Source organism: Catenibacterium sp. UBA627 (genome assembly GCF_002299355.1).
In the GTDB taxonomy this organism is placed as follows: domain Bacteria; phylum Bacillota_I; class Bacilli_A; order Erysipelotrichales; family Coprobacillaceae; genus Catenibacterium; species Catenibacterium mitsuoka.
In genome coordinates, this window is the sequence record NZ_DBPF01000136.1 from 1 (window position 1) to 2,843 (window position 2,843).

2 protein-coding genes are annotated in these 2,843 nt (G+C 33.2%); both read left to right on the forward strand.

The annotated features are described in order from the left end of the window. Nucleotides 1–1,615: glutamate ligase domain-containing protein (locus B2S90_RS09155; RefSeq protein ID WP_349677212.1), on the forward strand; the 1,615-nt coding region annotated here is incomplete at its 5' end. Then, the gene (locus tag B2S90_RS09160; RefSeq protein ID WP_055289287.1) at nt 1,615–2,724 is read left to right on the forward strand and encodes a DEAD/DEAH box helicase; all 1,110 of its coding nucleotides are present in this window, start codon (nt 1,615–1,617) and stop codon (nt 2,722–2,724) included. The genes B2S90_RS09155 and B2S90_RS09160, both read left to right, overlap by 1 nt. Nucleotides 2,725–2,843: the final 119 nt, after the last annotated feature.

Here is a 2,843-nt window from a genome sequence, read left to right on the forward strand (position 1 = left end):
AAAGGAATGGAAGGTTAATATGAATGAAAATTTTGAATATAAGATTGCGACTAGAGAGGATATTGACGCAATTGTGCAGTTTCTTGCAAGAGACTATTATGAAACATCAAGGGCTTTAAAAGACCCATGTAAGATGATTTTTCTTGCATATAGTGGAGAAGTGATTGTAGGCATACTTGAACTACTTGATTTGTCTAATATTTCTTTTGTCTATGTATCTGAAGATTATCAGGATACACTTGTACAGGAAGAACTTCTTGAACTAGCAGAAAGATTTGTGACAAAAGAACTAACTGCTTATACAGATGAAGAACATCTTTCTTTCTTTAAACAGCATGATTATGTAGTAGATGTAGAATCAAATAGTCGTTATTTATTGAAGAAGACTATTCCAGTGCTTCCTCGTTTTAGTGATTATGATCAGGTATTAGAATTTATAGAAGCACAAAAGGACCGTGTTTATTCTTTAACGAACTTTAAGAACTTCATGTATGACTTCTATGATCCACAGACTAAGTTAACTTGTGTTCATATTGGTGGAACAAATGGAAAAGGTTCTACAACAAACTATACAAAAGAAGTTCTTAAATGTGCAGGCTATAAAGTAGGGACATTTACATCTCCAGCCTTAGTGAATCGTTTAGATATTATTCGAGTGGATGATGAACCTATTGATGAAACAACTGTTGTAAGATATGCCAATCGTTATATGGATGACTGGATGGCATATGAGCTTTCTAAGTTTGAAATAGAAGTGTTTATTGCGGTGATGTACTTTATTGAACAGGGTGTCGATATTGCCTTATTTGAAGTAGGTCTAGGCGGTACACTTGATGCAACAAATATCATTTCACCAATACTTTCTGTTAATACAAATATCGGTTTAGATCATGTCAAGTTCCTAGGTAACACATATGCTAGTATTGCAAGAAGTAAAGCAGGAATCATTAAACGTGGTATTCCTTATATGACAGCGGAAAGAAGACCTGAATGTTTAGAAGTCTTCTATGAAGAAGCACATAAGCATCATTCTTATGTAATAGAAATAAGAAAACCTAAACGTGTTTATTATGGAGCCTCTATTTCTTATGATTATCATGGATATCATATTGATTTGTCTACATCAGCTCACTATCAGGTCGCTAATAGTGCACTTGCGATTAATATTCTAGAATATATTAGAAAAGAATTCCCATTCAAGGATGCAGATCTAGAAAAAGGAATGCATGATGCAGTATGGGAAGGCCGTTTTGAAACAATTCATCAAAATCCATTAATTATTGTAGATGGGGCACATAATAGAGAGGGAATGGATGCTTTCTTTGAAAGTGCTCGTGATTTTAGTAATATCAAGATTATTTTTTCAGCTTTAGGTGACAAGGATACACATCATATGTTAGAGACGTTGTTATCTTTATCAAAGGATATTACAGTCACACAATTTGATCATCCTCGTCGTGCAACGGCTCAACAACTTGCTGAAGATTTCCCAGTCAAAATTGATGAAGACTGGAAACATGCCGTAGAAGAGGCATATAGTCATAAAGGTGTTGTGTTTATTACAGGTTCTCTTTATTTTATCTCAAAAGTGAGACAATATATTTTATCCAAATAATGAAAAAATATATTAAATATGCATGGCCTGATGAGGTCATTCATGCATTAGGTGATATGGGGATGATTGCACCTGGTATTGTTCAGAAGCAGTCTTATCGTTTGATTGAGAAGAGCCAGTCTTTTATATTGAATATAGATTCAACAAAAGACCGTCTCTTATCTATTGTCCCGCCACTGCTTGCCTCAATGATTCATGAAGAGAAGACACAGATCATTCTTCTTGGACATAAAGAAGAACTGCTTTCTTCTTCTTTTGATATGAGAGAATACAATAAATACACACAATATCGTTTTATTACGTCCTATCCAGGAACCAATACCTTTGAAGAATGCCAGACGATTCATAATGGAATAGATATCCTCTTTACGACACCTACCAAATTATTGGAATATATTAGAAGAAAGGTCATTGATACCAACTTTGTATCTTATCTGATTTATCAGGAATCCAATCAATTTTCTAATGAAGAAATAAGAGAAATTAAAGAAATCAAGAAGCATATGCCCCTTGATTGTGCCAGCATTCTATATGGTCTTAATCATCATAAAGACTTAAAAGATAATATTAATACAACACTTCATGAATGCCAGTCCACTCCTCATTGTACGCATTTTATTACAGAAGACGCTTATTTTAATTCAGAAAATAAGCAGGTGATTTTTGTACAAAGCTATGAAGATGTTCTTTATTATCAAAAAAAATTCAATACAGAACTTGTCATTCATCAATTTATGAATCGTGCATCTCAGTATCGCATTATGCATGAGTTCAATAAAAAGGGTGGTCTCTTGATTGTGTCAGACATAGCGTCTCGCTATTTATCTTTATGCTGTGAGACAGTAATTCATATAGGTGTTAATGGTTTTTATCAATATATGAGTCATTTGACACATGTCAAAGGCGTGATGCATTCATACATCTATGATACAAATATGACAGATAAACAACTAAAGGCAGTATTAAAACAGCCTGTGATTGCTATTTCTAAGGAGGATTATAAAAAGAATCAGCATCTTCTTTATGAAACAATCAATAAAAACCCAGATGTGCTTTATACTCTTGAACCAGACAAATTAATTGCAATTATCCATCATTTAGCCCGATAAGAGAAAATAGTTGTTATTTTTTTAACAATAATAATTCCCTTATATAGGGCTTTTTTTTAATATGTAATCAATTACAGAAAAGAAAGCGTTTGCAAGTAAGCCCTTACACGTGTATAATA